Raw genomic sequence first — 26,613 nt, 5'->3', positions numbered from 1 at the left:
GGCCGATGGCCTTTTTTTTTCTTCGTAGCAAGAAGAATGTGATATATTTCACAACTTCATTCTTAATGAATGAACACCGTGCGTCCTTAGCTCAGCTGGATAGAGTACCTGGCTACGAACCAGGCGGTCGGAGGTTCGAATCCTCCAGGACGCGCCACTATTTAGGGTTTCCTCTCTTTGAGAATGAAAATCCTTGTATTGGCTATAAGTTGATACTAAAACCGTGCGCTCTTAGCTCAGCTGGATAGAGTACCTGGCTACGAACCAGGCGGTCGGAGGTTCGAATCCTCCAGAGCGCGCCACTATTTAGGGTTTAGTTCATATATGAATTTGAATCCTGATATTGATAAATCGTTTATCGAGAATTAATATCAAAAGCGTGCGTCCTTAGCTCAGCTGGATAGAGTACCTGGCTACGAACCAGGCGGTCGGAGGTTCGAATCCTCCAGGACGCGCCACTATTTAGGGCTTCCATCTTATGAGAGTGAAATCCTTGTATTGATTGTGTAATAGCAACTTGATACTAAAACCGTGCGTCCTTAGCTCAGCTGGATAGAGTACCTGGCTACGAACCAGGCGGTCGGAGGTTCGAATCCTCCAGGACGCGCCACTATTTAGGGCTTCTCTCTTACGAGAATAGAAATCCTTGTATTGGCTATAAGTTGATACTAAAACCGTGCGCTCTTAGCTCAGCTGGATAGAGTACCTGGCTACGAACCAGGCGGTCGGAGGTTCGAATCCTCCAGAGCGCGCCACTATTTAGGGCTTCTTTCTTATGAGAATGAAATCCTGGTATTGAAATGTTGTTTACAACGAATTGATACTAAAACCGTGCGTCCTTAGCTCAGCTGGATAGAGTACCTGGCTACGAACCAGGCGGTCGGAGGTTCGAATCCTCCAGGACGCGCCACTATTTAGGGCTTCTTTCTTATGAGAATGAAATCCTTATATTGATACGTTGTTAGTAACAATGAATTGATATTAAAACCGTGCGCTCTTAGCTCAGCTGGATAGAGTACCTGGCTACGAACCAGGCGGTCGGAGGTTCGAATCCTCCAGAGCGCGCCACATTATTAAAAAAAGCCTCGTTTTTACGAGGCTTTTTTTATGCCTGCTATATAAATGTTGATCAAATGTTAAATTTTATTAAAATTTAACTTGTTGTATTTTAAGTACTTCTTGAATGCTTCTTTGTTATTCCACCTTTCTCATATCATTTCTCAGAAAAGCCCCGTTTAAGTCACAGTTTAAATATCTAAAAATGACTCATTTGACAGATTTATGTGATCTGATAGGCGAATAATTAACCTTATGTGTGCGTTATCCGTAACAGAACCTTAAACAAAATTGACAAAGTTTTACCAATCGAGATAATCCATGGGTCGGGATCACTATTCGCTGAAATCCTGTACATATGTCAGGATGACGAAGAAAGGAAGCAACATGACTAATATTGGAAGCCTGCTAGGAGATGCGGCGACTCTAATGATAACGGGAATGTCCGTTGTCTTTATTTTTCTAACTATTCTAGTTTACCTCGTTCGGTTGATGTCAAAACTGGTACCAGAAGAAGTACCTGAGCCGATCGCAGCACCTAAAAAAATTCAAAAATCACAATCAAACCCTTCAGCTGTTAGTCCACAGGTAGTGGCAGCAATTTCGGCCGCGGTTCATCAATACCGTGCGTCTACTGCTAAGTAGCATTTAAAGGATTAAAAAGGAGTTTATGAGCATGTCTAAACCACTAGCTATCACAGATGTGGTACTTCGTGACGCGCACCAGTCACTATTTGCTACTCGTATGCGTATCGAAGATATGCTGCCAATTGCGGCAGAACTGGATAAAGTCGGTTACTGGTCTCTAGAGACTTGGGGCGGCGCGACGTTTGATTCGTGTATTCGTTTTCTTGGAGAGGATCCATGGGAGCGTTTGCGTGAACTGAAAAAAGCGATGCCAAATACACCAATGCAGATGCTACTGCGTGGTCAAAACCTGTTAGGTTACCGTCACTACGCGGATGATGTAGTAGAAAAATTTGTTGAACGTGCCCATAAGAATGGCATGGACGTATTCCGTATTTTTGATGCGATGAATGACGTACGTAACTTTGAAAAAGCGGTGAAAGCAACGATTGATGTTGGCGGCCACGCTCAAGGTACCTTGTCTTACACAACCAGTCCGGTTCATAACTCTGATACTTGGGTTGATCTGGCTAAGCGTCTAGAGGATCTAGGTTGTCATTCACTATGTATCAAAGATATGTCAGGTTTATTAAAGCCTTATGAAGCGGAAGAGTTAATTACACGCATCAAAGCATCGTGTGATGTTCCTCTAGCGCTACATAGCCACGCGACAACGGGTCTATCGACAGCAACAGCGGTTAAAGCCGTTGAGGCGGGTATCGATATTCTAGACACGGCTATCTCTTCAATGAGTTGTACTTACGGCCACACGCCAACTGAAACGGTTGTGGCGATGTTAGAAGGCACTGAGCGCGATACGAACCTTAAACTTGACCAAATTGAACCAATCGCATCTTACTTCCGTGATGTACGTAAAAAGTACGCGAAATGGGAAGGCCAGCTAAAAGGTGTCGATTCTCGCATCTTGATCGCTCAGGTTCCTGGCGGCATGTTGACTAACATGGAAGGTCAGCTGAAAGAACAAGGCGCAGCCGATCGTATGGACGAGGTTCTTGAAGAGATCCCACGCGTACGTAAAGAGCTTGGTTACATTCCTTTGGTAACACCAACTTCTCAAATTGTCGGCACTCAAGCGGTTATTAACGTGCTAACGGGTGAGCGCTATAAGAGCATCACTAAAGAGACTGCTGGTCTACTGAAAGGCGAATACGGCCAAGCACCTGCGGAAGTAGATGCTGAATTGCAAGCAAAAGTTCTGGATGGTGCAGAGCCAATCACTTGTCGCCCTGCTGATTTGCTTAAGTCAGAAATGGATACGCTGACTACGGATCTTTTAGAGAAAGCGAAATCAGAAGGCATTTCTCTAGCTGAAGATACCGTTGATGATGTACTGACTTACGCACTTTTCCCACAAGTGGGTCTTAAGTTCCTTAAGAACCGTCGTAATCCTGAAGCATTTGAACCTGCACCAACGGCAGAAGTTGCGACTCCAGTTGCTGCAGCTCCGGCGCCTGTGTCTGGTGGCATCGAAAGCTACAGCGTGAAGGTTGATGGTCAAGTTTACGATGTCGAGGTTGGCCCACAAGGTGAACTAACATCTGTTGCGCCATCAGCAAAACCTGCTCAAGCGGCTCAGGCTGCACCTGTAGTAGCTTCTGACGCTGAAGCGGTTCCTGCTCCATTGGCGGGTAACATCTTTAAAGTTAACGTTCAGGCGGGTGCTGAGGTTGCTGAAGGCGATGTTCTACTTATCCTAGAAGCGATGAAGATGGAAACGGAAGTTCGTGCTGCTCGTGGTGGTATCGTTCAAGAACTGAATGTTAAAGAAGGCGATGCAGTTACTGTAGGCGCTCCACTACTAAGCTTGGCGTAAGGGAGTACCATGGAAGGATTGATGACCTTATGGTCTGAAACAGGGATTGCGAACTTTGAGTTCGGCCAGATCTGTATGATGTTGGTTGGTTGCTTATTGTTGTTTTTGGCAATTCGTAAAGGATTTGAACCGTTACTTCTACTACCGATTGGTTTTGGTGCTGTATTAGCAAACATTCCAAATGCTGGGTTTACTGATCCAGGTGGTTTGCTTTACTACGTTTACTACATTGGTATTGAAACGGGTATTTTCCCACTGCTTATCTTTATGGGTGTTGGTGCGATGACGGACTTCGGTGCGTTGATTGCGAACCCTAAAACATTGTGGCTAGGGGCAGCGGCTCAGTTTGGTATCTTCGCAACGCTATTTGGTGCGATCTTACTGAACTATGTTCCAGGCATGGAATTCTCGATGGCCGACGCTTCTTCCATTGCGATCATTGGTGGTGCCGATGGCCCAACCGCGATTTTCTTGGCGAGTAAGCTCTCTCCTGATCTTTTAGGTGCAATTGCAGTAGCGGCGTATAGCTACATGGCATTGGTTCCTATTATTCAGCCGCCAATCATGAAGGCGTTAACGTCTCCTGAAGAGCGTAAGATTAAGATGGCTCAACTTCGTCACGTTAGTAAAGCAGAGAAGATCCTCTTCCCGCTTGCTGTACTACTGATGACGATTTTGTTCCTCCCTTCAGCAACACCTCTAGTGGGTATGTTCTGTCTGGGTAACTTGATGCGTGAAGCGGGTGTGGTTGATCGCCTATCGAAAACAGCGCAAAACGAATTGATTAACGTTGTGACTATTTTCCTTGGTCTCGGTGTTGGTTCTAAGCTTCAAGCGGATACTTTCTTGAACTTAGAGACACTGGGTATTCTTGGCTTAGGTGCAGTTGCGTTCAGTATTGGTACTGCGGGTGGTGTATTGATGGCGAAGGTTCTAAACCGCTTCTCGAAAGAGGACATCAATCCATTGATTGGTGCAGCTGGCGTATCAGCGGTTCCAATGGCGGCACGTGTTGTAAACAAGGTCGGTCTTGAGGCAAACCCTCAGAACTTCTTGTTGATGCATGCGATGGGCCCGAACGTAGCAGGTGTACTTGGTAGTGCGGTTGCGGCGGGTATTCTATTAGCGCTAGTCGGTTAATGGATTACTGGTCATGTATCGTTACGTTAATTGGTCGTCAATTTACGAATGAGCGGTTAACTTAGCCTTATTAAATGGTTTATAGTCAAAGGGATGCTTTCGCATCCCTTTCTTTTTATTAATTAGGGTGCTTGCTCACTAGGGCTTTTATCAATCAAGGAAATGTGGAAATGGAAAATAAACAGATTGCGATTACTCAATTCGGCGGCGTCGAAAACCTTAGTATTCAAACCAGTACGATTCCTGAGCCTAAGGCTGGAGAAGTGGTGGTTAAAGTTTCCTTTTCGGGCATTAATCCGATTGATGTGAAAACCCGAGCTGGCCTTGGTTGGGCAGCAGCACAAAACAAAGACAACCTTCCTTGGGTGCTGGGATACGATATTTCGGGCCAAGTTGTCACGCTAGGCGATCAGGCTGAGCGTTTTACTGTTGGTGATAACGTTGCAGGCTTTATTGGTTTTCCACTGCAAGGTGGCGGTTACAGCCAATATGTGTGTGTTCCAGAAGCGGCACTCAGCATGGTTCCGGACTCTGTTACCCTAGAAGCGGCAGCAGCATTACCGCTTGCTAGCCAAACAGCAGCACAAGCGCTTAATAAAGCCGAAGTGAAAGAAGGTGATCGCGTGCTTATCTTAGCGGGCGCGGGCGGCGTTGGTCACCTTGCAGTTCAAATTGCAGTGGCAGCAAAAGCCGAGGTTTACACCACCTGTAGCGAAGCTAACCTCGATTATCTTGCAACGCTTGGCGCTCATGCGATCAACTATAAATTTGCCCCTGCTTCAGAACGAGTTTCTGATGTTGATGTGTTGATTGATTTGGTCGGTGGCGATACCGCGCTTGATGCATTGAAGTGCTTGAAAGACGGTGCGAGAGTAGTGACCGTTCCGACTCTATCTGCAGAACTGATCTGCGAAAAAGCCACACTACTAGGTTTTACTGCATCAGGCATGCTTGTTGAGCCAAAACCTGAGCAGATGGACACCATGCTTTATATGGTGAGTGTTGGATTACTTAAAACAGAAATTCAAGGTATCTACCAATTAGATGAAGCGCAGTCGGCGCACCTACAGGTTGAAACCGGACACACCAGAGGCAAGGTGCTACTTAAAATGCAAGAAGGCTGATAGGCAGTGCTAGAGTTCTTTAATTCCCTTTTTGAAAACATAGCGCTGTGGTTCTCTGACTCGGCGCTTTGGGTACTCTTCATCAGTGGTTTTTTAAGTGCCACGTTATTGCCCGGCGGTTCAGAAGCCAGTCTTGTTGCAGCATTGAGCCTAGATCAATTCTCAACATCGTCGATTATTCTCATAGCGACACTCGGTAACACCTTAGGTGGTCTGACTAATTATTGGATTGGTTTGTGGCTGCCCAATCGAACTCAATCTGAAAAGCATGGTCATAAGGCTATAGCTTGGCTGAGCCGTTATGGTTACTGGACACTGTTATTCAGTTGGTTGCCCGTTATTGGTGACCCTTTGTGTCTCGCGGCGGGTTGGCTGAGAATGAAATTTATCCCTAGCGTTATTTTGATAGCGATTGGCAAAGCCGCTCGCTACAGCTTACTTGCTGCTATCTACTTCGGTTTTTTCTAAGGAGAACCTATGAAAAAGGTTTTACTTGGTACATTTTCTCTTATCGCCATCGCAGGCTGTTCTTACAATGTACCTAGCTCAACATCCTTCTTTTCCTCATTGCCAGAAGGCGTCACTCTAGTCGAAGAGGTTAAACCTTCTAAAGACAAAGTGGTGATCCCTTACACCAAATATCAGCTTGAAAATGGCCTGACAGTTATTCTTTCCCCGGATGATTCTGATCCCCTTGTGCATGTGGATGTGACTTATCACGTAGGTTCTGCTCGAGAAGAGATAGGTAAATCGGGTTTTGCTCACTTCTTCGAACACATGATGTTCCAAGGTTCTGAGAACGTTGGTGACCAGCAGCACTTTAAGATCATTACAGAGGCTGGTGGCTCGCTAAACGGCACCACTAACCGTGATCGTACTAACTACTTTGAAACTGTTCCATCTAACCAACTTGAGAAAATGTTGTGGTTAGAATCAGACCGAATGGGCTTCTTATTGGATGCGGTTTCTCAGAAGAAATTCGAAGTTCAAAGAGGCACGGTTAAAAACGAGCGTGCTCAAAGTTACGAAAACCGCCCTTATGGCTTGATGTGGGAACGCATGGGTGAAGCGCTTTACCCTGAAGGTCACCCTTATTCATGGCAACCAATCGGTTATGTGGAAGATCTAGACCGTGTTGATGTGAATGACCTTAAGGCGTTCTTCCTACGCTGGTACGGCCCAAATAATGCGGTACTGACTATCGGTGGTGATATCGACGTTGATGACACGCTAGAGTGGGTTAACAAGTACTTTGGCCCTATCCCTCAAGGCCCAGAAGTTAAGGCTGCAGAGAAACAACCTGCCGTACTAACAGAAGATAAGTACATCACCCTAGAAGATAATATTCGTCAGCCGATGGTGCTTGTTGGTTGGCCAACAACGTATCGTGGTGAAGAGACACAAGCTTCATTGAATGCACTGTCTAATGTATTGGGTTCAGGCACTAACAGCTACCTGTATCAAAACCTCGTAAAAACACAGAAAGCAGTCAGCGCGGGATCTTTCCATGATTGTGCTGAGCTTGCATGTACCATGTATGTGTATGCGATGGGTAACTCGGGTGAAAAAGGTGATTTGACGGTTCTTAATAAAGAATTGATGGATACCCTAGAGCAGTTCTCTAAAGAGGGCGTTCAGCAAGAACGTCTAGATCAGATCACCGGTATGGCTGAAGCAGATGCGGTTTTTGCACTGCAAAGTGTCAAAGGTAAGGTTTCACAACTCGCATCTAACCAAACCTTCTACGGTCAGCCAGATCGTATTGAATCACAGTTGGATCAAATCCGAGCGGTGACGCCTGAAAGCGTAAGTCAGGCCTACCAAGATTTCATCGAAGGTAAGCACAAGGTGACCTTGAGTGTGGTGCCTAAGAAGCAACTTGATTTAGCGGTTCGTGAAGCGACCTTTACCACCCCAGCTCGCACTTTGCCTGAATACAGCAAGGTGACAGAAGACCAACTGGATTTCAGAAAAGCACCTAATACCTTTGATCGTAGCGTGATGCCAGAAGTGAACTTTGGTGTTGAAGCTACGATGCCTGATTTGTACCGCATGCACTTTGCAAACGGCACGGATTTGATTGGTACCGTGACCAGTGAAACGCCGACCGTACAGTTGCAGATTCAACTTCCAGCCGGTGAGCGTTATGTTCGTAAAGGGCAAGAAGGCCTAGCGAACCTAACGGCTTCGATGATGGAAGAGGGCTCGACAAAGCGAACGGTTGAAGAGTTACAAGCGACGCTAGATAAGCTTGGTAGCAGTGTGAGTATCAGTGCGGGCAGTTACACCACGGATATTTCAGTTTCTACGCTAGAGAAAAACCTGCCTCAAACCTTAGCGATCGTGCAAGAGGTTCTGTTTGAGCCTAAGTTTGACGAGCAAGACTTTGAGCGTGTTAAGAAACAGATGCTAGAAGGCGTTGTATACCAGCACCAACAACCAAGTTGGATGGCGTCTCAAGCAACCCGTGAGGTGCTGTTTGGCGACAGTATTTTTGCTCGAGCGAGCGATGGTACTAAAGCATCTCTATCGAAACTTACTCTAGACGATGTGAAAAAATTCTATGACCAACACTACACACCTGAAGGTGCCAATATTGTTGTTGTGGGAGACATATCGAAGAAAGAGATTGGAAAACAGCTACAATTCTTTGAAGAGTGGCAAGGCGATGCTGCACCATTAACACGCCCACAGATCGTCAAAGAGCTTTCAGGTCAACACCTGTATTTGGTCGACAAACCGGGTGCACCGCAAAGTATTGTTCGCTTGGTGCGTAAAGGCCTGTCGTTTGATGCAACAGGTGAACTGTATTTGAGTCAACTGGCTAACTTTAACCTAGCGGGTAACTTTAATAGCCGTATCAACCAGAATCTACGTGAAGATAAAGCCTACACTTACGGTGCAAGCGGTTACTTTGCGAGTACTCGTGAAACTGGCGCGGTGGTATTCAGTGCTCAGGTAAGAGCGAATGCGACGGTTCCATCGATTCAAGAGTTCATTAATGAGCTGAACGAGTTCAGTCAAAGTGGATTAACTGACGAAGAGGTGAAATTTATGCGCCTCGCCGTCGGTCAACAAGATGCGCTTAAATACGAAACGCCAAGTCAAAAGGCTGGGTTGTTGAGTAATATTGTCGCATTGAGCCTTGATGAAGATTACCTACAACAGCGTAATCAGATAGTTGAAACGGTTTCAAAGGAGACCTTAAATGAGCTATCGAAGAAATGGTTCGACCCGAATGATTATCAAATAATCGTTGTTGGTGACGCGACTTCGCTTCGCCCACAATTAGAAAAGTTAGATATTCCAATAGAAGAGCTTGAAATCATTCGTTAGAGTACACATTAAAGGGGGAGGGAAGAGACTCTACTTTTCTCCTCCAACCTAATTTATGATAGTTCTAATCAGAACAATATAAGATAAGTGAACTGAATTTTGACTGATTTTGCTGCGCGACTAAAGCAAGTTGCAACCAACCCTAAGACCTTCTCTCAATTTGGTCGTGGTGTTGAAAGGGAAACGTTACGCTACACGGAAGATGGCCACCTTGCTACTGGGCCGCACCCTAAAGCTTTAGGATCTGCGTTGATGAACGAATGGGTAACGACCGATTTTTCTGAGTCGCTACTGGAATTTATCACGCCTGTTTCTAATGACGTTCCGACGCTTTTGAATCAGTTGTCTGATATCCATCACTTCACGCAAACCAAGTTAGATGGCGAAAAGCTATGGCCGCTCTCTATGCCTTGTTACGTTGGTAGTGAAGATTACATTCAGCTAGCGCAATACGGTACTTCTAACAACGGTAAGATGAAGACGCTATATCGTGAAGGCCTTAAGCGTCGTTACGGTAGCCTGATGCAGATTATTTCAGGTGTTCACTTCAACTTCTCATTCCCAGAAAGCTTTTGGGATAGCCTGTTTGGAGAGCAAACAGAAGAAGCGCGTTGTGAAGCTAAGTCAGATGCTTACTTTGGCTTGATCCGTAACTACTACCGCTTTGGTTGGTTAATTCCTTATTTCTTCGGTGCTTCACCTGCACTGTGTTCTTCTTTCATCAAAGGAAGAGAAACCAACCTACCTTTCGAAAAGGTTGGTGAGACACTTTATCTGCCAAAAGCAACGGCACTGCGCCTGAGTGACCTTGGTTACACGAACAGTGCGCAAAGTGTATTGAAGATTGGCTTCAACGGCCTAGGTCAGTACCTTGAAGGGCTGAATCAAGCGATTCGTACGCCATCAGAAGAATTCGCCGAGATCGGCACTAAGGTTGATGGTGAATACCGTCAGCTAAACAGCAACGTACTGCAAATTGAGAACGAGCTTTACGCTCCAATCCGTCCTAAGCGTGTCGCGAAAAGTGGTGAGAAGCCATCTGAAGCGTTGGCTCGCGGCGGTGTTGAGTACATCGAGGTTCGTTCTCTAGATGTAAACCCATTTAGCTCAATCGGTATCACCGAGCAGCAAGTTCGCTTCTTGGATCTATTCCTAACGTGGAGTGTACTAACAGACTCTGCTGAGATGGATAACTGCGAACTTGAATGCTGGCGCGATAACTGGAACAAGGTAATCTTAGAAGGTCGTCAGGTTGGCTTAGAGCTGCAAATTGGTTGTCATGGCGAGCGCTTGTCTCTGCAAGATTGGGCGAAGCGTGTATTCAAAGATCTGCGCTCAATTGCCGAAATGATGGACGCAGAACAAGGTGGTCGTGCATATCAAGAAACATGCGATACGCTTGAGGCTTGGATTGATAACCCTGAGCTAACGATTTCTGGCCAGTTGCTAGAAGAGACCAAAAAACTGGGTGGCTTAGGTAAAGTGGGTTGTGCGTTAGGTAAAACGTACGCTCAACAACACAAAGCGCATCAATATAAAGTTTACTCAGCTGAGTTGATGGAAGCGGAAGTTCAACGCTCTGTGATTGCTCAGCAACAAAGTGAAGAAGCAAGCACTCAAGATTTTGATAGCTTCTTAGCGGATTATTTTTCGTATTTAAAAGCATAGCGAGACGTTGGTGGAAAGGAAGCAAGACTTATTAGGTCAGCCGACTCGTGTGAGTGGTAAATGGTTACCTGTAGTGACTGTGGGTGTTGTCTCTAGCCTATTGGTTGGGTGTGCAACGCCACCGCCTAAGCAGCAAGATAATTTGTGTAGCATCTTCAGAGAGCATCCATCTTGGTATGAAGATGCACTTGATATGCAAGAGGAGTGGGGCACGCCGATTAACGTAGCGATGGCTTTTGTGAAACAAGAGAGTAGCTTTCGTCATGATGCTCGCCCACCCAAAGATTACATTCTTGGCTTTATTCCGTGGGGACGCGTAAGCAGTGCCTACGGTTATGCACAAGCTCAAGATCCTGCTTGGGAAGACTTCCAAAAAGCAACCAATAACGGTGGTTCAAGAACCAACTTCGATGATGCATTGATGTTTATTGGTTGGTATACCAGTGAGACACGTCGTCAGTTGGGGGTTTCGCTATGGGACCCTTATAACCAATACCTGGCTTATCATGAAGGCCGTGGTGGTTATAAGCGTAAGTCATACAACAGCAAGCCATCGCTAATTAAGGTGGCTCGCAAAGTCGAACAGCAAGCAAAAGATTATGGATGGCAGCTGAAACAGTGCCGCAAAGAACTAGAAGACAATCGAAGCTGGTTTTTCTAAAGCCAGCCGTCACGGAGAAGAGCAATGCCTTTATTAGATAGTTTCACTGTTGATCACACACGCATGAACGCACCTGCAGTTCGTGTTGCTAAAACAATGCAAACCCCAAAAGGGGATACCATCACTGTGTTTGACCTGCGTTTCACTGCGCCAAACAAAGACATCCTATCTGAGAAAGGTATCCATACTCTTGAGCATCTATATGCTGGTTTCATGCGTAATCAATTGAACGGTTCAGATGTAGAGATCATCGATATTTCACCTATGGGTTGTCGTACTGGTTTCTACATGAGCCTAATTGGTACACCAACAGAGCAGCAAGTGGCTGACGGTTGGTTGGCTGCTATGAAAGATGTACTGAAAGTTGAGAACCAGAATAAGATCCCTGAGCTGAACGAATACCAATGTGGTACAGCGGCAATGCACTCTTTGGATGAAGCGAAAGAGATCGCGAATGCAATCATCGCTGCAGGTATCTCTGTAAACAAGAATGATGAACTGGCACTGCCAGAGTCGATGCTTCAAGAGCTTAAAATCGACTAATCATTGTTAGCTCACCTTGAATACGCTTCACTCTAGATACATTTTGCTCTAGAGACTGAGCGAGCTAGATACTAAAAGGCCCGATTCAATGAATCGGGCCTTTTATTTATGTCTCACGTGAGCTTGTGTGCTCATTTAGCTATTACAGCAAGCCATATTTATCCGTTAACGATCTGTGGGAACACGCGTACCAGTTTGATACGGTTCTCTTCGAGTTCTACGATTTCCATTGGGTGGCTGGCAACCTGAACACTCAGATGACTTTCTGGAATATCTTCTAGGTGTTCCAGTATTAAACCATTCAGTGTTCTTGGACCGTCGGTAGGCAATGCCCACTGCAAGCCTTTGTTGATGTCTCGGATATTGGCGCTGCCTTCAATTAAGAAGCTGCCATCACTTTGTGGCGTGATCTCTTCAGATAAGCTTGGTGCAATTGAAGTGGTAAACTCACCCACGATCTCTTCCAAAATATCTTCCAAGGTAACCAAGCCGTTGATGTCGCCATACTCGTCAACAATCAAACCGATACGCTGTTTATTGCGCTGAAACTTAAGCAGTTGAATGTTAAGTGGTGTCGCTTCAGGAATAAAGTAGATCTCATCTGCCGCACGCAGCAGGGTCTCTTTATTGAATTCGTTTTTTTCCAGCATTAAACGGTAAGCTTCACGCAGCCTAAGCATACCAACCACTTCATCTATCTGGTCACGATAGAGAACCACACGACCATGAGGAGAGTGAGTCAGTTGGCGCACAATTGATTTCCAGTCATCATTGATGTCGATGCCGGTGATTTCATTACGAGGCACCATGATGTCGTTCACGGTCACGTGCTCTAAATCGAGAATCGATACCAACATATCTTGGTGACGCTGGGGGATCAGGCTGCCCGCTTCATTTACCACGGTTCTGAGCTCTTCTGAGCTTAAGTGGTCGGTCGCATCATGACTGGCTTTGACACCTAAGATACGAATGAAGCCGTTGGTAATGAAGTTAACCAAAATCACCAATGGTGACAGTACCTTCATCAGAACCATCAAAAGGATGCTGCTGGCGTAAGAGACACGCTCAGGAAATAGAGAAGCGATAGTCTTTGGGGTTACCTCGGCGAATACGAGGATCACTAGAGTCAGGGTACCAGTAGCGATAGCCACACCGATATCCCCGTAGATGCGCATACCAAGAATAGTAGCGATCGCAGATGCAAGAATGTTGACGAGATTGTTGCCGATGAGAATGAGGCCAATCAATCTGTCTGGGCGGTTCAGAAGTTTTTCTACGCGTTTGGCACCTTTATGACCCGTATTGGCCAAGTGCTTTAAACGGTAGCGGTTCAAGGACATCATGCCCGTTTCGGAACCAGAGAAATAACCAGAAATTACAATGAGACACGCGAGTAGCGCAAATAAGATACCCGTTGATATGTCGTCCAAAACTATTCTTTTCCTATTTGTGTATCTTGATTAATTTATGACCGAACATGGTCGAGATGTCAATTGAATCTAACGGACTCAATATTTTAAAGGCAAGGTGTGTGAGACCTTGCCTTTATTTTACAGACTAGTTCAGGATGATTTCCTGAACGAAGCGGCTACCGAAGTAGGCTAATGTGAGCATGCTGGCGCCCGCAAGTGCGAACCAAGTGACTTTCTGTCCACGCCAACCTTTTTGGTAGTGACCCCATAAAAGGATGGAGTAGATAACCCAAGCGATAAAAGACAATACCGCTTTGTGCGCCTTTCCTTGAGCAAACATATCTTGTACGAAGATAAGGCCAGTCAGCAAAGTACCCGTTAATAAACCATTACCAATCAGAATGATCTTGAAAAGCTGTCTCTCCACCATCATTAAAGGAGGTAGGTTAGGGTTAATCACTAAGGCTTTTTTCTTTTTAAGCTTGTGATCAAGCCACGCGAGTTGCAGGGCGTATAACGCACCGATAGTCAGCGTCGCGTATGAGAACAATGCCAAAGATATGTGCACGAGCAGTTTCGGGTCATTCTCTAGATGTTTGATGAAGGTACTTGGAAGAAACGTTGCGGCCATGAGGTTAAGCGCTGCGAAGCTATAAACAACAGGCAAAATGAACCACAAGCGGGTTCTGAGCATCGCGCCGCTCATCACTATAGAAATGATTAAACTGATTAATGAGGCAACGTTCAAGATACTGAGGTTTTGGCCACTGGCATTAAAGATTAAATCGCCAAGCAACCAAGCATGGAAAGCTAAAGCAAGTAATGCGCTAATAAACACCGTTTTTACACGGATTCCTGTTTGGTGCACGAGACCTGGAATGATCGTGGAAATCGCCATTGTATAAAGAAAGGCTGCTGCGATCGCAATAAGACTGTCCATGGTATCCATTTAAATGATTACTAATTGACGAATTATACCTTGCATCGCTCTTTGGGGCTACGGTGAACCTCACTCAATTCCAAGTGAACAATGTCTCACATCACAAGCGTGGATGATTAACGCTCCACAACGGGTATGACTCTAATCAACGCTAATGTATACTCACAGTAATAGTCGCAGGATTGAGCGAAGAGAAAACTATGTTTGATAATTTAACGGATCGTCTATCCAAAACGCTGAAGAACATCAGCGGTAAAGGTCGTCTGACCGAAGACAATATAAAAGAGACGCTGCGTGAAGTACGTATGGCTCTACTTGAAGCCGACGTAGCACTGCCAGTTGTCCGCGATTTTGTTAAGCGCGTAAAAGAAGGCGCTGTGGGTGTTGAGGTTTCTAAATCTCTAACGCCTGGTCAAGAATTCATTAAGATCGTTCAAGCTGAACTTGAAGCGGTGATGGGTGAGTCTAACGAGGCTCTTAACCTAGCTGCGCAACCGCCAGCTGTTATCTTAATGGCGGGTCTACAAGGTGCGGGTAAAACCACATCGGTAGGTAAGTTATCTAAGCTTCTAACTGAGCGTGACAAGAAAAAAGTTCTGGTTGTATCTGCCGACGTTTACCGTCCAGCGGCGATCAAACAGCTTGAAACGTTAGCAAGCGATGTTGGCGTCGACTTCTTCCCATCTTCAGCTGACCAAAAGCCTCTTGATATTGCAAACGCTGCAATCGACCACGCGAAGAAGAAATTCTACGACGTACTTTTAGTCGATACTGCCGGTCGTTTGGCTATCGATGAAGAGATGATGGGCGAGATCAAAGAGCTTCATACTGCAATTAAACCAGTAGAGACACTGTTCGTTGTTGATGCAATGACAGGTCAAGATGCTGCGAACACTGCGAAAGCCTTTGGTGATGCGCTACCACTAACCGGTGTTATCTTAACGAAAGTCGATGGTGATGCGCGTGGTGGTGCTGCACTGTCTGTTCGTCATATCACAGGTAAACCAATCAAGTTCTTGGGTGTTGGTGAAAAAACTGACGCACTAGAACCGTTCCACCCAGATCGTGTTGCTTCTCGTATCCTTGGTATGGGCGACGTACTGTCTCTTATTGAAGACCTACAGAAAAACGTTGATACCGAGAAAGCAGAGAAGCTAGCTAAGAAATTCAAAGAGAAGAAAGGCTTTGACCTTGAAGACTTCCGTGAACAGCTTGGTCAGATGCAAAACATGGGCGGCATGATGGGTATGATGGATAAGCTTCCAGGCATGTCTCAGCTACCAGACAACGTTAAAGATAAAGTTGATGACAAGATGTTCAAGCAGATGGAAGCGATCATCAACTCTATGACAATGAAAGAGCGTCAACGCCCTGATCTAATCAAAGGCTCGCGCAAAAAGCGTATTGCTGCTGGTTCTGGTACACAGGTACAAGATGTAAACCGCATGCTTAAGCAGTTCACCCAAATGCAGAAGATGATGAAGAAGATGCAGAAAGGTGGCATGAAAGGCATGATGCGCAACATGCAAGGCATGATGGGCGGCGGTGGAGGTATGGGCGGAATGGGTGGTGGCTTTAACCCGTTCGGTCGATAACCTACAAATGTAAGCTTTAGCTACGTTACTTTTCATAGTGTTAGCTGTGTCACAGAAAGTGTACGGCAGCTATGTTGGTGAAAAAATAGCTAAAGCCCTTGCATTGCACCGGAATAAGAGTAAAATTCCGGGGCTTTAATTTGGCACGAGACCCCAAGCTATTACTTAGACTTGGGGTTAATTATTTTATTAAGAAAGCAAAGAGGACGACATGGTAACCATTCGTTTGGCACGTCACGGTGCAAAGAAGCGCCCATTCTATCAAATCGTAGTTGCGGATAGCCGTAACGCTGCAACTGGCCGTTTCATCGAGAAAGTAGGTTTCTTTAACCCTACAGCTCAAGGTCAAGAAGAAGGTCTTCGTCTAGACCTAGATCGTGTTAACCACTGGGTTGGTCAAGGCGCATCTCTATCTGATCGTGTAGCTAAGCTAGTTAAAGACGCTCAAAAAGCGGCTTAATTCTTTTTTAAAGAGAAATAGCTTATGTCGATGAAGGGTAAAGAAACAATGAGCAAGCAAGACGAAAAAATTGTTATGGGCAAGTTTGGTGCTACCTATGGCATTCGTGGCTGGCTTAAAGTTTTTTCCTACACAGACAATGCTGAAAGCATATTTGATTACTCCCCTTGGTACGTTAACCAAAAGGGGAAGTGGGTTGAATTCAAAGTAGAAAGCTGGAAACGTCATAACAAAGGTATGGTGTGTAAGCTGGAAGGTTTTGAGATCCGCGAGGACGCTCATGTACTGACCAACTTTGAAATTGCAGTAGACCCTGCTTCGTTACCAGAATTGTCAGAAGAGGAATTCTACTGGCGTGAATTGTTTGGTATGCAAGTTGTAACCACTAAAGGTTACGATCTAGGTGTTGTTACAGACATGCTAGAAACTGGCTCAAACGATGTTCTAGTAATCAAAGCAAATCTTAAAGATGCTTTCGGACAAAAGGAACGGTTAGTACCGTACCTTGAAGAGCAAGTGATCAAGAAAGTTGATCGCGAAGCTCAACGGATCGAAGTTGACTGGGATCCTGGATTCTAACTTTAAAATCATAGAGCGAGAGAACACATGTGGGTTGGCGTAATTAGCCTATTTCCTGAAATGTTCCGTTCAGTTACTGATTTTGGAGTAACGGGTCAAGCGGTAAAGAAAGGTCTTTTATCTATTGAGACATGGAATCCTCGCGATTTCACTCATGATAAACATCGCACTGTTGATGACAGACCTTACGGTGGTGGTCCTGGCATGTTAATGATGGTTCAGCCTTTGCGCGACGCTATCCAAACTGCCAAGCAAGCATCACCGGGAAAGACGAAGGTTATCTATCTTTCACCTCAAGGTCGTAAACTCGACCAGAAAGGTGTGGAAGAGCTGGCAACAAACGAGAATTTACTTCTTATTTGTGGTCGCTACGAAGGGGTAGATGAGCGCATCATTCAATCTGAAGTTGACGAAGAATGGTCGATTGGAGATTTTGTGATGACGGGTGGCGAGCTGCCAGCCATGACGTTGATTGATTCAGTATCTCGGTTTGTTCCGGGTGTACTTGGAGATTTCGCTTCAGCAGAAGAAGATTCTTTTGCAAATGGCTTGCTAGATTGTCCCCATTATACGCGCCCTGAGGTGCTAGACGATAAAGATGTGCCATCGGTACTCAAGTCTGGAAACCATAAGGACATTCGTCGCTGGCGATTAAAACAATCGTTGGGCCGAACTTGGCTAAGAAGACCAGAACTCCTGGAAAACCTAGCTCTGACTGACGAACAGGAACAATTACTGGCTGAATTCATTAAAGAGCAACGCTCTTAACGAAAAGCAAGCAGTAACCTATTAAATTTAGTATCAGTTTATTCTAGGAATTTATACAAATGAGCAACATCATTAAGGCTCTTGAAGAAGAGCAACTAAAATCAGACCTTCCTAAATTCGCACCAGGTGACACTGTTGTAGTTCAGGTTAAGGTAAAAGAAGGTGACCGTGAGCGTCTACAGGCTTTCGAAGGCGTTGTAATCGCTATTCGTAACCGTGGTCTACACTCTGCATTCACAGTTCGTAAGATCTCGAACGGTGAAGGTGTAGAGCGTGCGTTCCAAACTCACTCTCCAATGGTTGATAGCATCGAAGTTAAACGCCGTGGTGCAGTACGTCGTGCCAAGTTGTACTACCTACGTGAGCGTTCTGGTAAGTCAGCTCGTATTAAAGAGAAACTTGCTAAGAAGTAATTCTTTTTGCATTCTATCGATAAAAGCGGAGCCATTTGGCTCCGCTTTTTTGTGCCTGCTATTTAGAGTTTTGAAAACCAGAATCCCCAACTCGCTCGTTCCTCACTCTTGGGGATGACGGAGTAAACCGAAACTTAAAATAAATCGTCATTCCCTAGACTGATGAAGGAAGGAGTAGGGAATCTCTTTCAGTAAACACCAAACTATCTGCAATAAAAAAGGATTGACGCAAAACGCCAACCCTTCAATCATTTTCCGAATCTCGAATCTCGAATCTCGAATCTCGAATCTCGAATCTCGAATCTTAGTACGGATCTTCCGACCAACCGTCGCTATCTGACATGTCTGGTGCGCCAGCGATGCTGTTCTCTTCGTCTGCCCACTCACCAAAATCAATCATCTGACATTGCTTACTGCAAAACGGGCGATGTGGGCTTTGTTCACCCCATTCAACGTCAGCATTACATTGAGGGCATTTAACGATGGTGATTTTCTTCGACATAGTGATTCTTAATTTGAGGGTGTAATAAGAGTGAGTTTAGGCTCGAGTGAGGACTCAAGCCAAACGATAAAAGGAAATTAATTAGGTGCAGATGGCCAATTCAAATTCGATATCTTGAGTACAAGCTTGCCCTGTTTCAAAGCTCATGAATTTAACTGCAAAACGGTTCTTATGGCCCGAGATCATCGGGTAGGCACCGTATTGCATTGGAATCGAAAGGCGAAGGATATTCGCTTCATCAGCATCGCTCTGGAAGAAGCCTGCACGAGCAATCTGCTCTTTAAAGTGGCCAGTCTCTCTGGTGAGCTTTAACCATAGCGTTAGCGCTTCATACAGAGGCTGTAGGCTATCCATCCATGCCTTGGCATCCCTCATTCTCTTATCGAGAGGAAGGTGCAGCCAATAATGCAGAGCAGGTAAATCAAAGCAGCATGAGCCACCTGGTAGATTAAAGCGTTGGCGAATCGCACTCAGGAACCTGTCTTCCTTAAGTGATTGGCCAAAGCGCTCTGCTTGCATAAGCTCGCGATAGATGTTGCCAATATCGGTGAGCAGAGATGTAAGCATCTCTTGATCGACACCTTCAACATCTAACCAACTTTTGTAGGTTACACGCTGCTTCTCAATGTCTTTTGCGAGTTCGCTCTTGAGCTGGATCTGTTCGAAGATTTCAATCAGATCAAAGATAGAACGGAAAAAGAGTTGATACTGTTGAGCATCGGAAAATGTAGAAGACAAGTGTAGCTGCCTCAAGAGCGATTCAACTCTTAAGTAGATGCGTGTTTTCTCATTTAGAGGATGTTCAAATTTGTGGGTGATCATCGAGCAAACCTTCATTCAACATTGTTCTATTCTGACCCATCTACTGTACTGATTGCCAGATACTTTTGATGTAAATCTGTGATTTGAGGCAAAAGTTCTTGGTTTTTAGTATGGTTTTTAATCACGTCATCTGCAACTGCTAAGCGCTGTTCTCTTGAAGCCTGTGATTTTAAAATTGACGTTACTTGTTCCCTAGAAACATTATCTCGACTCATCGTACGCTCTATTTGTACTTCAGCTGGAACATCAACTATTAACACGCGATCGGCCATGCCTTGCATTTGGTTTTCAACCAAGAGCGGTGCGACTAATAAAGCATAAGGGGAGGTGACTTTAGACAAGTCACTGTCAATTTTATCGCGGATCATAGGGTGGAGAAGATCATTGAGCCACTGTTTTTCTGTTGGGTCAGAGAAGATAACTTCGCGCAACTTGGCTCGGTTTAACGTTCCATCGTCTAGTAATATGTCTTCACCAAAATGATCGGTAATCTGATCGAGGCCTTCACTGCCTAGTGCGACGACTTCACGTGCCACGATATCAGCATCGACAATATCAATGCCAAAATGTTCGTTGAACAGGTTAGCGACGGTCGTTTTACCACTGGCGATACCGCCACTTAATCCGATAATGATTGCCATGGTTACATTCCTAGTACAGAAGTTAAATACCAACCCATGATGTCGTTACCCCACATCAAGCTAACCCAACCTGCGATGGCAAGATAAGGCCCAAATGGGAAGGCTTTATCTATGCCTTGCTGTTTCAAGCGCAGCTGAATCAAACCGAAAACCAATCCAACAAGTGACGATAAAAGGATGATCATTGGTAGATTCTGCCAACCAAGCCATGCACCAAGTGCCGCCAGTAACTTGAAGTCGCCGTAACCCATGCCTTCTTTGCCTGTCAGCAGCTTAAACAACCAGTAAACCGACCATAAAGCTAGGTAGCCTGCCATTGCGCCAACTACAGAATCTTGAAGCGATACTGGGCTGATATTAAACAGAGCTAACGCAATACCAGACCAAACCAAAGGTAAGGTGATTTGATCAGGCAGTAGCATGGTATCGAGATCGATAAAGGTCGCTGTAATCAGTGCAAAGGTGAAAAAGATCAGCGCAATAGAGTAGAAACCAAAACCAAAGTGGCTTGCGACTACGGTACAAAGGATTGCGGTAAGCAACTCGACCAAAGGGTAGCGTGCACTGATTGGATTCGCGCAACTGTGGCATTTGCCCTTTAAGAACAACCAGCTTAGCACTGGAATATTGTCGATGATTCTTAATTGGGTTTCGCATTTCGGACAAGTCGAACGTGGAATGCTCAGGTTAAATTTCCCTTCAGGTGCTGGAATTTTGTATTGAGAGAAATATTCTGAGCACTCTTTTTGCCATTCACGTTCCATCATAATCGGTAAGCGGTGTATGACGACGTTGAGGAAGCTGCCAATAAGAAGGCTAAAAATGAAAGCTAATACGGGGAATAGCCAAGGATAGTAGTGAAATACTTCCATAGTGTCCTTTACCACTTGATCTATATGAGTAGAAGTTTGCTACTCATGGGTGTTTAGTTGCTTTTGGCTATCCTAACACACTCATAAGATTAAAGATCGGTAAGTACATCGCAACCACAAGCCCGCCAACAACCGTCCCCAAAAATACGATGATCAATGGCTCTAAGATCTTGCCCAGATTATCGACGGTGTTGTCGACTTCAAACTCGTAAATTGAGGCCACTTTATTAAGCATATCGTCAAGGTTGCCTGACTCCTCTCCAATCATCACCATCTGCAACACCATCTCGGGGAAGGCATTAGTATTACGCATCGCGATATACATTGGCATGCCAGCTGCAGTCTCACGGTGAACCTCAATAATTGCCGATTCATAATGCAAATTGCCTGCGGTTTTGGCGGTGGTTTTAAGGCTCATGAGAATCGGAATACCAGAACTAAAACTGGTGGATAGAGTTCGACTGAATTTCGCAATAGAGGCTTTGGCCATCACACCACCAAGCACCGGAAATCGTAACCCTAAGCGGCTGGCTGACAAGCGAATCGAGTAAGAGCGCTGGCACAATTGATGGACTAATAGCGCCAGCAAACCGATTCCTACAGCCGTATAAAAACTGTAAGCCTGCATCCAATGAGAAAGATGAAGAACTTGTTGGGTAAACCAAGGGAGATCTGCGCCAAAACCTGAAAACATAGATTCAAATTCGGGGATCACCATGGTCAGCATTAGGTAAGAGACAGTCAGTGCAACAATGACCACCATCGCTGGGTAAATAAGTGCTTTGATGACCTTAGATTTTAACTGTTCACTCTTTTCTCTATAGGTTGCCAATCGTTCAAATACTTGCGCTAGGTTTCCAGAGAGTTCTCCTGTGGCAACTAAGTCGGTATACAGATCATCAAAGTGACGGCTTGCGGTTCGCATCGCTTTTGATATCGGAGTACCTGCTTCTACACCTTTACAGATATGCGAGAGGATGGACTTCATTTCAGCTTTGCGATGGTTGTCTGATACTAACTTGATAGCCTGCACGATAGGCACACCAGTAGCTAACATAGTCGCAAGTTGTCGAGTTAAAATAGTGATGTCTTTGGGTTTTACGCGATGTGTTAAACGAGTCAGTGCAGAGATGCTTTTCTTTTTGATTTTCTTAATTTGAATGTGCTGATCTTTGAGCTTTTCTCGCACCTCTAATTCGGTAAGCGCTAAGGTCTGCCCCGACACTTTCTTTCCCGAGCTATTAATGCCTTTCCAATGGTAGCTTTTTAGTTGTGATTGCTTGGACTTACTGCTCATTGGTGCTCCATTGAATTATATGTACAGAACACGTTGTAGCTCTTGATAGCTGGTGGTGCCTTCAAGCAGTTTGTCTAAACCAGACTCTTGCAGTGTTCTCATGCCTTCTCGGCGAGCGAGATCTTCAATCGCTAACGCATTAGGTTTGTTAATTAGGCTGTTTTTAAGTTTGTCGGTGAATGGCATTACTTCGTAGATACCAACGCGACCGGAGTATCCTTGATTGCACTCATTACAACCTTGAGTGTTGGCTTTGTAGATGATTTGGCTATTTGGGATAGAGTGACGCAGGTAAATATCTGGTGAATCGTCTTCAGCTTTACAATGGTTACATAAGCGTCTCGCAAGACGTTGAGCAATAATCAAGCTCAATGACGAAGCAAGGTTAAAAGGCTCAATACCCATGTGAGCGAGTCGAGTCACGGTTTCTGCTGCAGAGTTGGTGTGCAACGTAGATAGCACCAAGTGACCGGTTTGCGATGCTTTGATCGCGATCTCAGCGGTTTCTAAATCGCGGATCTCACCGACCATCACCACATCAGGATCTTGTCGTAAAAACGATCTCAATGCTTCCGCGAACCCAAAGCCGATCTTTGGCGTGACTTGCACTTGATTGATGCCACACAGGTTAATTTCGACGGGGTCTTCGGCTGTGGAAATATTACGTTCAGTGGTATTCAGTACTCGAAGCCCAGTATAAAGAGACACGGTTTTGCCACTGCCGGTTGGTCCTGTCATTAGGATCATTCCCTGCGGGCGCTTCAAGGCATTAAGGTAGAGTGCTTTTTGATCTTCACTATAGCCAAGCTTGTCGATATCGAGATTGGCAGAACTGCTATCAAGCAGTCGCAGTACTATCTTCTCTCCCCATAAGGTCGGCAGTGTTGATACTCGCATATCTATCGCGAGTTCATTATTCAAACGGAGCTTAATGCGCCCATCTTGCGGCAAGCGCCGTTCGGCAATATCAAGTTTGGCGAGAATCTTTAAACGAGCAGATAAACGGCGACTTAAATGGGAAGCGGGTTGCTGTATTTCAACCAGAATACCATCACAACGCAGTCGTACACGATAGTGCTCTTCGTAAGGTTCAAAGTGGATATCCGATGCACCTTTGCGCACCGCATCAACCAGTATCTGATTGATAAATCGGCTAACGGGGGAGTCGTCTTGGCTGAGGTCTTCAATCGAAGTCATCTCATCGTCGGAGACTTCAACAAGGTTGGCAAGTTCGTCTTGGGTGATCTCTTTACGCTTAGAGTCTTGCCCTGAAATAGAGCGGCCATACAACTTTCGTATTGCGCCTTCTAATTCAGAATAGTTAGCGACAACAAGTTCTATCTGCAATCCAGTCGCGAACCGGAAATCATCTTCTGCTTGTAAATCGGTCGGGTCAGCTGACGCTAATGTGAGAGTCGAACTAGACACTGAAATCGGGATAGCGTGATACTTGGTGATCAGCTCGCGAAGCCCTAATTGGTCACACAAGACTTCATAGTCAACATTGGCAAGCTGTATTAACGGCAAACCGAAGATGGCCTGAATGTTATGTGCGAGACTCTCGCTAGTGAAGAAATCAAGAACGAGTAAAGCTTCAGGTGTAGATACACCTGAAGCATGTATGTGTTCCGCAACGGCTTGTTCTTGAGTCAGGCTAAGTAAATCAGCCTGACGTAGAACGGTTGGGAGGTTGGTTAGCATTTATTTAAGGTCTACAGCTTTTTGGTAACAAATCGCTTGATACTGCTTGAGCGCCGGAAGCTACACATGACCATGAACCATTGCTATCTCTGTCTAGTTGAAACTCACTAGCAATTAAAAGGGAGCTAACGTCTGAAGATGAAAAGGTAAAATCAATACTGCCAGCAGATGATTGCGCTGGTGCAAAGGCAATTGTTCCTTGTGGAATGTTAGCCGGGACCCCCAAAGCTGCTGATTGAGCTGCAGAAGGGAAAGCTCCATATTCGACAGCATAAGCTTCAACATTTGTTTTTACACCTGTCATGGTTGCGAGAGCTGCCGCAACTTCAGCCTTAGCTACGTATTTTTGATATTGAGGAATCGCAATAGCTGAAAGTACCCCTATCACGGCCACCACTATCATCAATTCAATCAGCGTAAAGCCTTTTTGGTTCGTTCTTTTGTTCTTGTTATTCATTGTCTAATTCCATTCTTTAGTTTGTTTCAGCGCAAGCACTGGTTGGTAGAGAGAATAGAAGTCGAGGTGGGGAAGTGGAATGGTGTTCAGGTGTGGTCGCGAGTGGTTTTGTATTTATTAGTGTGGTGTTTCATATAGCGCGCAAATTTATGCGATCAACTTAAATAACTGCTTGAAATACTGACAATTAAGGCAATAAAAAAGGCACTGTCATTAACAGTGCCTTCAGCGATAACTTATTTATTATTCAGTAAATTACGCTTTGAATCTCATTGATAGATCCATTGCTTTTAGGTGCTTAGTTAGTGCACCAACAGAGATGTAATCAACACCTGTTTCAGCAAATTCTGCAATCGTATCTAGCGTCACGTTGCCAGAGTTCTCTAGTGCAGCACGCCCCGCGTTGATTTTAACCGCTTCACGCATCATGTCTGTGGTGAAGTTGTCTAGCATGATGATGTCTGCACCCGCGTTGATTGCTTGCTCTAGCTCTTCTAGGCTCTCTGTTTCCACTTCAACAGGCTTACCTGGGTTAAGCTCTTTTGCTGTTGAGATAGCTTTCTCAATGCCACCACAAGCGATGATGTGGTTTTCTTTAATTAAGTAGGCATCGAAAACACCGATACGGTGATTGAAGCCACCACCACAAGCGACTGCGTATTTTAGTGCGCTGCGCAGGCCAGGAATCGTTTTACGAGTATCTAATAGGCGACACTCTGTGTGTTTGATTTTGTCTGCGTAGATAGCTGTCGCCGTCGCACAACCAGATAGAGTTTGAATGAAGTTCATTGCGTTACGCTCGCCCGTTAGTAGCGCACGTGCTGGGCCAGTTAGCGTGCAAAGCGTTTGATTTGGTTCGACCTTATCGCCATCTTCTACATTCCACTCGATCGTTACTTCACCGCCCAATTGCTTAAACACTTCATCAGCCCAAGCTTTACCACAGAACACACCGTGCTCACGAGTAATGATGGTTGCGCTGTTGATTGCGTCTGCTGGGATTAGACTTGCTGTGATGTCAGCCGCTGGATCTAACGTACCACCTAGATCTTCTTTGATAGTCTCGGCTACTGCACGAGTGATCTCTAAAGGCAGTTGCTCTTTTAAGTAGTCAAGGCGTTGGTGGCTGTTATGTGTGTTTTTCATCGCAAATCTAATCTTGAAAGGGAGTGGGAATGGAATGATACTCTTGCTTAACTTCAAATTAAAGAGGCTAGCGCGACTGCTCTATGGGCAAGGTCACATCTTATTGTGCTAGCAGAAAAGAAAGTGAGACCAAGATGACGATCAGCTCCGACGGATGGTACGACAACGCTCGGCATGTTCCTTCCCCGTATTTTGACGCTCGGCCGAGTGTCGATGATATCTCTCTGCTGGTGGTCCATAATATTAGCCTGCCACCGGGGCAATTTGGTGGGCCTTATATCGAGCAGTTCTTTACGGGTAAGCTAAACGCCGCTGAGCATCCCTTTTTTAAGGTGATTCATCAAATGGGTGTGTCTGCACACTGCTTGATTCGTCGCGATGGCGAAGTGGTGCAGTTCGTTTCTTTCCTTGATCGAGCTTGGCATGCCGGTCAGTCGAGTTTTGCAGGGCGTGAAAGGTGCAATGATTATTCAATCGGTATTGAACTGGAAGGCAGTGACTTTGTTACTTACACCGAGCAGCAATATCAAGCGCTGACTCAGTTAACGGAATCACTGATATCAAGCTTTCCTCAGATCACCAATGAACGCATCACTGGCCATCAATATATTGCACCTCTGCGCAAAACTGACCCAGGTTTGGTTTTCGATTGGCAGAAGTTTAAAGGTGAGCTGAACTTCTAGGCTTTCATTCTCTTTATGGCTCTGTTGATTACAGAGCCATAGATAGTCAACGCTGAGCATAATCACTTGTGAATTTTTGTTGTTGCGATGTAAAGAAAGTGGTTGAAGGAAGGGCATCAATAAATCGAGAGTGTGACGAGCTTATCAAACACTCATATATTAAAAATTATGAACAGAATTTCCCTCCCAAATGTGCGCTTGGTTCGATTTTTAACCGAGTTAGGCTAATCTTTCTGAAACAATTCATTTTTATCCTGAAAATTTCTAGCACGAATCCTCCCCAAAAGTATTACCCCTGTAAATGGTAAGACCAATTTGGTTGCTGTTTTAAATTTC

25 protein-coding genes and 7 tRNA genes are annotated in these 26,613 nt (G+C 45.2%); 22 read left to right on the top strand and 10 right to left on the bottom strand.

What is annotated here, in order from left to right:
* Positions 1 to 80: 80 nt before the first annotated feature.
* From OCV12_RS13525 to luxS, 16 genes are all read left to right on the top strand, one after another.
* Positions 81 to 157 (top strand) — tRNA-Arg (locus OCV12_RS13525).
* 68 nt (positions 158 to 225) lie between these two features.
* A tRNA-Arg gene (locus OCV12_RS13520) sits at positions 226 to 302 on the top strand.
* Positions 303 to 381: 79 nt separating this feature from the next.
* Positions 382 to 458, top strand: a tRNA-Arg gene (locus tag OCV12_RS13515).
* 75 nt (positions 459 to 533) lie between these two features.
* A tRNA-Arg gene (locus OCV12_RS13510) sits at positions 534 to 610 on the top strand.
* Between the two features lie 68 nt (positions 611 to 678).
* A tRNA-Arg gene (locus OCV12_RS13505) sits at positions 679 to 755 on the top strand.
* Between the two features lie 78 nt (positions 756 to 833).
* Positions 834 to 910 (top strand) — tRNA-Arg (locus OCV12_RS13500).
* Between the two features lie 81 nt (positions 911 to 991).
* Positions 992 to 1,068: transfer RNA gene (locus tag OCV12_RS13495), tRNA-Arg, on the top strand.
* Positions 1,069 to 1,443: 375 nt separating this feature from the next.
* Positions 1,444 to 1,701: an oxaloacetate decarboxylase subunit gamma gene (locus OCV12_RS13490; RefSeq protein WP_004741884.1), complete on the top strand. Its 258-nt coding sequence runs from the start codon at positions 1,444 to 1,446 to the stop codon at positions 1,699 to 1,701.
* A gap of 31 nt (positions 1,702 to 1,732) precedes the next feature.
* Positions 1,733 to 3,517 (top strand): sodium-extruding oxaloacetate decarboxylase subunit alpha, encoded by a 1,785-nt coding sequence (gene oadA, locus OCV12_RS13485; protein ID WP_261884873.1) that lies wholly within the window; start codon positions 1,733 to 1,735, stop codon positions 3,515 to 3,517.
* A 9-nt stretch (positions 3,518 to 3,526) separates the two neighbouring features.
* Positions 3,527 to 4,657, top strand: coding sequence for a sodium ion-translocating decarboxylase subunit beta (locus tag OCV12_RS13480; RefSeq protein ID WP_019825842.1), 1,131 nt, complete (start codon positions 3,527 to 3,529; stop codon positions 4,655 to 4,657).
* A 170-nt stretch (positions 4,658 to 4,827) separates the two neighbouring features.
* The gene (locus OCV12_RS13475) at positions 4,828 to 5,781 is read left to right on the top strand and encodes an NADP-dependent oxidoreductase (protein WP_261884872.1); all 954 of its coding nucleotides are present in this window, start codon (positions 4,828 to 4,830) and stop codon (positions 5,779 to 5,781) included.
* A gap of 6 nt (positions 5,782 to 5,787) precedes the next feature.
* Positions 5,788 to 6,249, top strand: coding sequence for a YqaA family protein (locus OCV12_RS13470; protein WP_261884871.1), 462 nt, complete (start codon positions 5,788 to 5,790; stop codon positions 6,247 to 6,249).
* A 9-nt stretch (positions 6,250 to 6,258) separates the two neighbouring features.
* Entirely contained in the window at positions 6,259 to 9,117 is a 2,859-nt protein-coding gene (locus tag OCV12_RS13465; protein ID WP_261884870.1) for a M16 family metallopeptidase, read from the top strand.
* Positions 9,118 to 9,216: 99 nt separating this feature from the next.
* Positions 9,217 to 10,785, top strand: coding sequence for a glutamate--cysteine ligase (gene gshA, locus OCV12_RS13460; RefSeq protein WP_261884869.1), 1,569 nt, complete (start codon positions 9,217 to 9,219; stop codon positions 10,783 to 10,785).
* A 10-nt stretch (positions 10,786 to 10,795) separates the two neighbouring features.
* Positions 10,796 to 11,446: a transglycosylase SLT domain-containing protein gene (locus OCV12_RS13455; protein WP_261884868.1), complete on the top strand. Its 651-nt coding sequence runs from the start codon at positions 10,796 to 10,798 to the stop codon at positions 11,444 to 11,446.
* A gap of 24 nt (positions 11,447 to 11,470) precedes the next feature.
* Complete coding sequence (gene luxS, locus OCV12_RS13450; protein WP_017629423.1) at positions 11,471 to 11,989, top strand: S-ribosylhomocysteine lyase; 519 nt, start codon at positions 11,471 to 11,473, stop codon at positions 11,987 to 11,989.
* 158 nt (positions 11,990 to 12,147) lie between these two features.
* On the opposite strand, the gene OCV12_RS13445 is transcribed toward luxS, so the two are convergent.
* Positions 12,148 to 13,419: an HlyC/CorC family transporter gene (locus tag OCV12_RS13445; RefSeq protein WP_017629424.1), complete on the bottom strand. Its 1,272-nt coding sequence runs from the start codon at positions 13,417 to 13,419 to the stop codon at positions 12,148 to 12,150.
* Between the two features lie 127 nt (positions 13,420 to 13,546).
* Entirely contained in the window at positions 13,547 to 14,341 is a 795-nt protein-coding gene (locus OCV12_RS13440; protein WP_239848430.1) for a cytochrome C assembly family protein, read from the bottom strand.
* Between the two features lie 200 nt (positions 14,342 to 14,541).
* Between OCV12_RS13440 and ffh the strand changes: the two genes are divergently transcribed.
* The 5 genes from ffh (at position 14,542) to rplS (ending at position 18,156) form a co-directional block, all read left to right on the top strand.
* Positions 14,542 to 15,936 (top strand): signal recognition particle protein, encoded by a 1,395-nt coding sequence (ffh, locus tag OCV12_RS13435; RefSeq protein ID WP_010435884.1) that lies wholly within the window; start codon positions 14,542 to 14,544, stop codon positions 15,934 to 15,936.
* Between the two features lie 211 nt (positions 15,937 to 16,147).
* Positions 16,148 to 16,396, top strand: a complete 249-nt coding sequence (gene rpsP, locus OCV12_RS13430; RefSeq protein ID WP_004410028.1) for a 30S ribosomal protein S16 — start codon at positions 16,148 to 16,150, stop codon at positions 16,394 to 16,396.
* A gap of 24 nt (positions 16,397 to 16,420) precedes the next feature.
* The gene (gene rimM / locus OCV12_RS13425; RefSeq protein WP_017629425.1) at positions 16,421 to 16,975 is read left to right on the top strand and encodes a ribosome maturation factor RimM; all 555 of its coding nucleotides are present in this window, start codon (positions 16,421 to 16,423) and stop codon (positions 16,973 to 16,975) included.
* A 27-nt stretch (positions 16,976 to 17,002) separates the two neighbouring features.
* Positions 17,003 to 17,743 (top strand): tRNA (guanosine(37)-N1)-methyltransferase TrmD, encoded by a 741-nt coding sequence (gene trmD, locus OCV12_RS13420; protein WP_017629426.1) that lies wholly within the window; start codon positions 17,003 to 17,005, stop codon positions 17,741 to 17,743.
* Positions 17,744 to 17,802: 59 nt separating this feature from the next.
* Positions 17,803 to 18,156: a 50S ribosomal protein L19 gene (rplS, locus tag OCV12_RS13415; RefSeq protein ID WP_004738151.1), complete on the top strand. Its 354-nt coding sequence runs from the start codon at positions 17,803 to 17,805 to the stop codon at positions 18,154 to 18,156.
* Positions 18,157 to 18,460: 304 nt separating this feature from the next.
* Here rplS and yacG read toward each other — a convergent pair whose 3' ends face one another.
* The 8 genes from yacG to nadC all read right to left on the bottom strand — a co-directional run bounded on the left by yacG (position 18,461) and on the right by nadC (position 25,594).
* Positions 18,461 to 18,658 (bottom strand): DNA gyrase inhibitor YacG, encoded by a 198-nt coding sequence (yacG, locus tag OCV12_RS13410; RefSeq protein ID WP_010435916.1) that lies wholly within the window; start codon positions 18,656 to 18,658, stop codon positions 18,461 to 18,463.
* 81 nt (positions 18,659 to 18,739) lie between these two features.
* Positions 18,740 to 19,480 carry a cell division protein ZapD gene (zapD, locus tag OCV12_RS13405; RefSeq protein ID WP_176680430.1) on the bottom strand — a complete coding sequence of 247 codons (741 nt, stop codon included), beginning with the start codon at positions 19,478 to 19,480 and terminating at the stop codon, positions 18,740 to 18,742.
* A 26-nt stretch (positions 19,481 to 19,506) separates the two neighbouring features.
* Entirely contained in the window at positions 19,507 to 20,121 is a 615-nt protein-coding gene (gene coaE / locus OCV12_RS13400) for a dephospho-CoA kinase (protein ID WP_261884867.1), read from the bottom strand.
* 2 nt (positions 20,122 to 20,123) lie between these two features.
* A complete protein-coding gene (locus OCV12_RS13395) occupies positions 20,124 to 20,993 on the bottom strand; it encodes a prepilin peptidase (RefSeq protein ID WP_261884866.1) in 870 nt (289 codons plus the stop codon).
* A 67-nt stretch (positions 20,994 to 21,060) separates the two neighbouring features.
* On the bottom strand, positions 21,061 to 22,290 hold the full coding sequence (locus OCV12_RS13390; protein WP_261884865.1) for a type II secretion system F family protein: 1,230 nt from the start codon (positions 22,288 to 22,290) through the stop codon (positions 21,061 to 21,063).
* Positions 22,291 to 22,305: 15 nt separating this feature from the next.
* Positions 22,306 to 23,991: a type IV-A pilus assembly ATPase PilB gene (pilB, locus tag OCV12_RS13385; protein ID WP_261884864.1), complete on the bottom strand. Its 1,686-nt coding sequence runs from the start codon at positions 23,989 to 23,991 to the stop codon at positions 22,306 to 22,308.
* 4 nt (positions 23,992 to 23,995) lie between these two features.
* Positions 23,996 to 24,448: a pilin gene (locus tag OCV12_RS13380; RefSeq protein ID WP_261884863.1), complete on the bottom strand. Its 453-nt coding sequence runs from the start codon at positions 24,446 to 24,448 to the stop codon at positions 23,996 to 23,998.
* A 255-nt stretch (positions 24,449 to 24,703) separates the two neighbouring features.
* On the bottom strand, positions 24,704 to 25,594 hold the full coding sequence (gene nadC / locus OCV12_RS13375; protein WP_004738163.1) for a carboxylating nicotinate-nucleotide diphosphorylase: 891 nt from the start codon (positions 25,592 to 25,594) through the stop codon (positions 24,704 to 24,706).
* Between the two features lie 83 nt (positions 25,595 to 25,677).
* Between nadC and ampD the strand changes: the two genes are divergently transcribed.
* A complete protein-coding gene (gene ampD / locus OCV12_RS13370) occupies positions 25,678 to 26,277 on the top strand; it encodes a 1,6-anhydro-N-acetylmuramyl-L-alanine amidase AmpD (RefSeq protein ID WP_261884862.1) in 600 nt (199 codons plus the stop codon).
* Positions 26,278 to 26,613 lie beyond the last annotated feature (336 nt).

It is taken from the genome of Vibrio pomeroyi (assembly GCF_024347595.1).
Classification (GTDB): domain Bacteria; phylum Pseudomonadota; class Gammaproteobacteria; order Enterobacterales; family Vibrionaceae; genus Vibrio; species Vibrio pomeroyi.
Note: the sequence above shows the minus strand (reverse complement) of the source record. Positions and strands in the feature narration are given on the sequence as shown.

Excerpts from the sequence above, each read along its gene's own strand:
- OCV12_RS13490 (WP_004741884.1), top strand. The coding sequence starts at position 1,444 with ATGACTAATATTGGAAGCCTGCTAGGAGATGCGGCGACTCTAATGATA.
- oadA (WP_261884873.1), top strand. The coding sequence starts at position 1,733 with ATGTCTAAACCACTAGCTATCACAGATGTGGTACTTCGTGACGCGCAC.
- OCV12_RS13480 (WP_019825842.1), top strand. The coding sequence starts at position 3,527 with ATGGAAGGATTGATGACCTTATGGTCTGAAACAGGGATTGCGAACTTT.
- OCV12_RS13475 (WP_261884872.1), top strand. The coding sequence starts at position 4,828 with ATGGAAAATAAACAGATTGCGATTACTCAATTCGGCGGCGTCGAAAAC.
- OCV12_RS13465 (WP_261884870.1), top strand. The coding sequence starts at position 6,259 with ATGAAAAAGGTTTTACTTGGTACATTTTCTCTTATCGCCATCGCAGGC.
- luxS (WP_017629423.1), top strand. The coding sequence starts at position 11,471 with ATGCCTTTATTAGATAGTTTCACTGTTGATCACACACGCATGAACGCA.
- OCV12_RS13440 (WP_239848430.1), bottom strand. The coding sequence starts at position 14,341 with ATGGACAGTCTTATTGCGATCGCAGCAGCCTTTCTTTATACAATGGCG.
- ffh (WP_010435884.1), top strand. The coding sequence starts at position 14,542 with ATGTTTGATAATTTAACGGATCGTCTATCCAAAACGCTGAAGAACATC.
- rpsP (WP_004410028.1), top strand. The coding sequence starts at position 16,148 with ATGGTAACCATTCGTTTGGCACGTCACGGTGCAAAGAAGCGCCCATTC.
- rimM (WP_017629425.1), top strand. The coding sequence starts at position 16,421 with ATGTCGATGAAGGGTAAAGAAACAATGAGCAAGCAAGACGAAAAAATT.
- trmD (WP_017629426.1), top strand. The coding sequence starts at position 17,003 with ATGTGGGTTGGCGTAATTAGCCTATTTCCTGAAATGTTCCGTTCAGTT.
- rplS (WP_004738151.1), top strand. The coding sequence starts at position 17,803 with ATGAGCAACATCATTAAGGCTCTTGAAGAAGAGCAACTAAAATCAGAC.
- yacG (WP_010435916.1), bottom strand. The coding sequence starts at position 18,658 with ATGTCGAAGAAAATCACCATCGTTAAATGCCCTCAATGTAATGCTGAC.
- zapD (WP_176680430.1), bottom strand. The coding sequence starts at position 19,480 with ATGATCACCCACAAATTTGAACATCCTCTAAATGAGAAAACACGCATC.
- coaE (WP_261884867.1), bottom strand. The coding sequence starts at position 20,121 with ATGGCAATCATTATCGGATTAAGTGGCGGTATCGCCAGTGGTAAAACG.
- OCV12_RS13395 (WP_261884866.1), bottom strand. The coding sequence starts at position 20,993 with ATGGAAGTATTTCACTACTATCCTTGGCTATTCCCCGTATTAGCTTTC.
- OCV12_RS13390 (WP_261884865.1), bottom strand. The coding sequence starts at position 22,290 with ATGAGCAGTAAGTCCAAGCAATCACAACTAAAAAGCTACCATTGGAAA.
- pilB (WP_261884864.1), bottom strand. The coding sequence starts at position 23,991 with ATGCTAACCAACCTCCCAACCGTTCTACGTCAGGCTGATTTACTTAGC.
- OCV12_RS13380 (WP_261884863.1), bottom strand. The coding sequence starts at position 24,448 with ATGAATAACAAGAACAAAAGAACGAACCAAAAAGGCTTTACGCTGATT.
- nadC (WP_004738163.1), bottom strand. The coding sequence starts at position 25,594 with ATGAAAAACACACATAACAGCCACCAACGCCTTGACTACTTAAAAGAG.
- ampD (WP_261884862.1), top strand. The coding sequence starts at position 25,678 with ATGGGCAAGGTCACATCTTATTGTGCTAGCAGAAAAGAAAGTGAGACC.